The 6,083-nt window shown below is 68.2% G+C and carries 1 protein-coding gene; it reads right to left on the bottom strand.

Annotated features, from left to right (window positions below):
* On the bottom strand, nt 1-6,083 hold a 6,083-nt coding region (locus tag HMPREF1224_RS43910), incomplete at both ends, for a non-ribosomal peptide synthetase (protein ID WP_010793027.1).

A 6,083-nucleotide genomic window follows, 5' to 3' on the forward strand; every position in this document is an offset into this window, starting at 1 on the left:
GGGTTCTCCAGCATGCCGCGCAGCAGGTTCTGCCAATGCCGCGCCATGCGCTCGACGGTCCGCGCCTCGAACAGGTCGGTCGCGTAGGTCAGCGCCGCCCCAAGGCCGTCCGGGGTTTCCCAGGTATCGAGGGCAAGGTCGAACTGTGCGGCAGCACCGTTCCAGGCAAAACTCTCGATGTGCAAACCATCGACTTGGGCATCCTGCCGCTCGCCGCTCTGGTGGTTATACATCACCTGGAACAACGGGCTGTGGCTGAGATTGCGTTCGGGCTGCAAGGCATCGACCAATTGCTCGAACGGCAGATCCTGGTGCGCCTGCGCGCCCAGCGCCGCCTCGCGCACGCGGCCCAGTAGATCGCGGAAAGCCAGGCCAGCATCGACCTGGCAACGCAGCACCTGGGTATTGACGAAGAAGCCGATCAGGCGCTCGACCTCGGCGCGGTTGCGGTTGGCGATAGGTACCCCGACGCGAATGTCCGACTGCCCGCTATAGCGCTTCAACAGCACCTGGAACGAGGCCAACAGAAGCATGAACGGGGTGACACCCTCCCGCCGGGCGCAGGCCAGCAGCTCCTCCGATAATGGCACCGGCAGCGCCATGTCCAGACGCTGCCCGCGTCCGCTGGCCTGGGCCGGGCGCACCCGGTCGGCGGGCAGTTCCAGGACCGGCTGCTCGGCGCCCAGGCGCTCACGCCAGTAATCCAGCTGCCGCGCGCCCTCGCCGCTGTCCAGCCAGGCGCGATGCCAGGCAGCATAGTCGGCGTACTGCAGCGTCAATGGCGCCAGCGTCGGTTGTTCGCCGCGCCGCGCCGCGGCATAGGCCTGGAGCAGTTCGTCGACCATCACCTGCATCGACCAACCGTCGGACACGATATGGTGCTGGGTGATGACCAACACATGCTCCTGCCCAGCCAGCGCCAGCAGACGCACGCGCAGCAGCGGCCCACGAGCCAGGTCGAATGGCTGGCGGATTTCCTCGGCCACCCGCTGGCGCAACGTTGCTTCGCTCGCCCCGGCGCAATCCTCCAGGACAATGCGCAACGGCATGTTCGCCAGGATCGTCTGGCGCGCCTGACCGTCGACCTCCTCGAAGCGGGTGCGCAAGGTCTCGTGGCGCAGCACCAGCCAATCGAAGGCCTGCTGCAACGCCGCCTGGTCCAGGACGCCACGCACGTGCAGTACGCTGGGGAGATGATAGGCCGCGCTTTCAGGCTCCAGTTTCCAGAGGAACCACATGCGTTGCTGAGCATGCGACAAAGGCAGCTCGGCGACTCGCGGCAATACTTGCAGCACAGGGGCAACGCTCGCCGCCTGGGACTCCAGGGAAGCGGCGAAGTCTGCCAGGACCGGCCGCTCGAACAGGATGCGCAAGGGTACGTCCAGCTCCAGATCCTGGCGCAGGCGCGAGACCACCCGGGTGGCGCTGAGGGAGTGACCGCCGAGTTCGAAGAAGTGCTCGTCGCGGGCGATGCCCTCGACACCGAGCAGCGCCTCCCAGATCGCTGCGACCGAACGTTCGAGCCCCTCCCGCGGAGGCTCTCCGGCCTGGTGGCGGGCAGCTGCGTCCACCTTCGGCAGCGCCTTGCGATCCAGCTTGCCGTTGGCGTTCAGCGGCAAGCTGGACAGCACCTGCCAAGCCGTCGGTTGCATGTACGCAGGCAAGCGTCCGGCCAGCCAGGTGCGCAGCTCCGCCAGAAGGTCCTCACCCCGCATAGCGTCACGCCCCACCAGGTAGGCCGCCAGCAGCGGACCACCGACGCCATCCTGCGCCACGACCGCTGCTTCCGCCACATACGGGTGTGCAAGCAGTTGGCTCTCGATTTCGCCGATCTCGATGCGGAAACCACGGATCTTGATCTGCTGATCGGCCCGGCCGAGATATTCGACCTGACCGTCGTCGCGATAACGCGCCAGGTCCCCGGTGCGATACAGGCGCTCGCCCGAACCTGAGAACGGATCGGCCACGAAACGCTCGGCGGTCTGGCCGGGGCGGCCCAGGTAGCCACGAGCCAGGCACTGGCCGCCGATGTACAGCTCGCCGATCATCCCCGGCGCACATGGCTGCAGGGCTGCGTCCAGTATGCAGGCCCGGCGCGCACCGAGCGCGCGGCCGATAGCGGGAGCACCGCCCTCTTGCGTCCGACAGTGCCAGGCCAGCGGAGTGATCACCGCCTCGGTGGGACCGTAGGCGTTGAACCAGGCTTCAGCCTGCACCGCCTGCTGGGTCAGCAGGCTGGCGTCCCAGGCTTCGCCGCCGAGGATACAGGCGCGTACTGCGATCCGGCGGCCGGCGTGGCGCAACTCCTCCGCCTGTTGCTGAAGATAAGCCGGCGGTAGATCGAGGATAGTCACCGCGTGCCGCTCCACCTCATCCGCCAGATGTTGCGCGCTCCACTGTCCGGCGTCGCCGAGCAGGACCCGGGCTCCTGCCAGCAGGGGTACGAAGAGTTGTTCGGCAGCGGCATCGAAACTGATCGAGGCGAACTGCAATTGGCAGTCGCCAGGGCCGACGCCGTAGGTGCGTGCTGCCGCCTGGCAGTGCGCGACGAGCGCCGCCTGGCTGACCGCCACTCCTTTTGGCTGGCCGGTCGAGCCGGACGTATAGATCACGTAGGCCAGCGTCTCGCCAGCTACCTCCGGCAGCGGCCGCGTATCTGCACTCGCCGGCCAGGCGGCGGTCTCCAGCGGCAGCCGCTCGACCTCTGCCGGGCAGGGCAGCCGCTCCGCCAGAGTTTCCTGGCAGATCAGCCAGCGCGCGCCGCTGTCGCGCAACATGTACGCCAGGCGCTCCGCGGGGTAGTTCGGATCCAGCGGCAGGTAGCCGGCACCGGCCTTGAGGATGCCCAGCAGGCCGACGACCAGGTCGAAGGAGCGCTCGGCAGCGATCGCCACCAGCGCTTCCGCGGCCACGCCGCGCGCCCGCAGGCCACGCGCCAGACGCTCGGCGCGCATATCCAGTTCGGCATAGCTGAGATACTCGTCGCCGCATACCAGCGCGATCGCCTCAGGCGCCGACGCTGCCTGATGCGCGAAGGCCGCCGCGACGCCGCCCCGCGGCAGCGCCTCGAGCGGTGCCTGCCAATCCCGCAGCGCCTCCTGGCGTTCCCCGGCGTCGAGCAGGGCCAGCTCGCCCAGCGCTGCCTGGGGGGTCTCGGCCATCCGCTGCAGCAGATGCAGCAGATGACGGTCCAGTTCGGCGATGTCCGCTGCGTCGAAATCGCGCCGCGCATAGACGTACTGCAGGCTCAGGCGCTCACCCAGGGTGACACCCAGCGTCAGGGGGTAGTTGGTCTGCTCGTGGTTGCTTGGCGTGGAGAACTCCAGATCGGCGGGAGCCTGGCGCAGAGCCTCGGCCACGGGGAAGTTCTCGAACACCAGGATGCTATCGAACAGAGCCTCGCCGCCATGCCCGGCCCAGCGCTGGATGTCGTACAGAGGCGTATGCTCGTGTTCGCGCAGCGCCAGGTTGAGCGCCTGCATCCCCTGCAGGTAGTCCGCGACGCTCTGCTGTGGCTGCGGCGCGGCGATCACCGGCAGGGTATTGATAAACAGACCGATCTGCGCCTCGATGCCTGGCAGTTCCGCCGGCCGTCCGGCCACGGTGGCGCCGAAGGCTACCGTCTCCTGCCCGCAGTGCCGCTGCAGGAGCAGCGCCCAGGCCGCTTGCACCAAGGTGTTGAGCGTGACCTTCTGACCTTGGGCGAAGGACGCCAGTTGGCGGGTCGTCTGCGGATCCAGTTCGCGCAGATGCTCACCCTGGCCAGGCTGCTCCGTCCTCGCCTGGCGCGCCAGGCGTGTCGGCATCTCCAGGGAGGCCAGCCGATCGCGCCAGAAGGACTCGGTCGCCTTCGCATCGCGGCTCTGCAACCAACCGATGTAGTCGCGGTAACGCCCAACGGTAGCGGCTACCTCCTGCCCCGCATAGCGCTGCAGTACCTCGGCGAGCAGTTGGGCGTTGCTCCAGCCATCCATCAGGATGTGGTGATAGGTATAGATGAGGTGCATCCGCCCATTCGCCAGCGGCACCAACACCAAGCGTTGCAACGGCGCCCTGGCCGGGTCGAAACCGGCTTCGCGCTCAGCCTCTGCCTGCCGTTGCGGATCACTGCCTGGCGGGGCCAGCCGCAGCTCCAGCGTCGCCTGCTCGAATACCACCTGCAACGGCTGAGGCCAGCCGTCCTTCCAGAGGAATCCGCTGCGCAGGATCTCATGGGCATCGAGGGTGGCCTGCCAGGCTGCGCGGAAGCGATCCGGGTCCAATCCGCCGATATCCATGCGCAACTGGTTGACATAGTCGCCTTCCGTTCCATGAAGACTGTGAAACAGCATGCCCTGCTGCATCGGCGACAACGGATAGATGTCCCGCACCGAATCAGGATCCAAGGACAATTCATCGAGCTGCGTCTGGGAAAGCCCGGCCAGCGGGAAGTCCGACGGCGTCACACCCCGATGCCGCGGGTCGAGACAATGCTCGATCAGCGCGTGCAGCTCCCGCGCGTAGTCATCGACCAGGCGCTGGACGGTCGCCTCGGCGAACATTTCCCGGCTGAAGCTCCAGTGCAGGCTCAGCTCGCCGCCGTAGACCTGGCCTTCGATGCTCAACCAGTTGGCCAGCGGGGCGCACGGATCCTGGGCGGCGCCGGCGCTTTCCGTGGCCGGTACCAGCAGCGCCGCTCCATCGAACTGACGGTCGAACCGGCCCAGGTAATTGAAGGTGATCCGCGGCTGCGGCAGCGCGGCCAGGCGGGCCGCAGCCTCCTCTCCAGCCAGGTAGCGCAGCAGGCCGTAGCCGACGCCCTTGTCCGGCACGCAGCGTAGTTGCTCCTTGATCGCCTTCAGCGACTCGCCGAGGTCCGCGGCCGGGGTCAGGCGCAGCGGGAACAGGCTGGTGAACCAGCCCACCGTGCGGCTCAGGTCGATGGCCTCGCCGAGGTCCTCGCGGCCGTGCCCTTCGAGCTGCACCAGCACGCTGGCGTCGCCGCTCCAGCGGCAGGTCGCACGGGCCAGGGCGGTCAGCAGCAGGTCGTTGACCTGGGTCCGGTAGGCCGCCGGGGCTTCCTGCAGCAACTGCCGGGTACGCTCGGCGTCCAGGGTCAGGACGAGCTTGCGCTCATGGCGGTTTTCCAGGGCTCCGTGCGGGTTTTCGCATGGCAGCGCATGCGGAGCGTCGTGCAGTTGCGCCTGCCAGTAGTCGAGTTCGTCCAGGCGCGCGCCGGCCTGTTCGTGCAGGTGCCGGCTCCAGGCCTGGTAGGAACTGCTACGCGGCCCGAGATCGGCGTCGAGGTCGGCATAGAGACGCTGCAGGTCTTCCAGCAGGATGCGCCAGGACACCCCGTCCACCGCCAGGTGGTGGATGACCAGCAGCAGGCGCTGGCTGCCGTCGGCCATGTCCACCAGCAGCGCACGCAGCAGCGGCCCCTGTTCGAGGTCGAGGCTGCGCTGGGCTTCTTCGCAAAGCGCCAGCAACGCCTCCTCGGACCCCGCCTGCCGGCGCCACAGCGGCTCGCCGGCCTGCTCGGCGTAGGCCTGGTGCCAGGCGCCGCGCTCTTCGCGGAAACGCAGGCGCAGGGCATCGTGCTGCGCCTGCAGGCGTTCCAGGGCACGCCCCAGCCGGTCGCCGTCGAGCGGCTGGCGCGCCTGCAACAAGAGAGACTGGTTCCAGTGCTGGCGGTTGGGAATCGCCCGCTCGAAGAACCAGCGCTGTACCGGCGCCAGCGCCACCTCGCCGCTTGCCGGCCCCTGTTCCGCCGTCGCCGCACCCGCCTTGGCCGCCAGGGCCAGGCTGCGGATGTTCTGGTGCTGGAACAGGTCGCGCGGGCTCAGTTGCAATCCGGCCTGGCGCGCACGGCTGACTACCTGGATCGAGACGATCGAGTCGCCGCCGAGGCTGAAGAAGTTGTCGTCCAGGCCGACCCGCTCGACGCCCAGCAGGTCCTGCCAGATTTCCGCCAGGGTTCGCTCCACTGCGTTGCGCGGTGCGCTGTAGCCTGCCTGCGCCACGCTTACTTCAGGCGCCGGTAGCGCCTTGCGATCCAGCTTGCCGTTCGGACTCAGCGGCATCCGCTCCAGCGCCAGCCACTG

Origin of the sequence: Pseudomonas sp. P179 (genome assembly GCF_000478485.2) — a bacterium.
Taxonomy (GTDB): domain Bacteria; phylum Pseudomonadota; class Gammaproteobacteria; order Pseudomonadales; family Pseudomonadaceae; genus Pseudomonas; species Pseudomonas aeruginosa.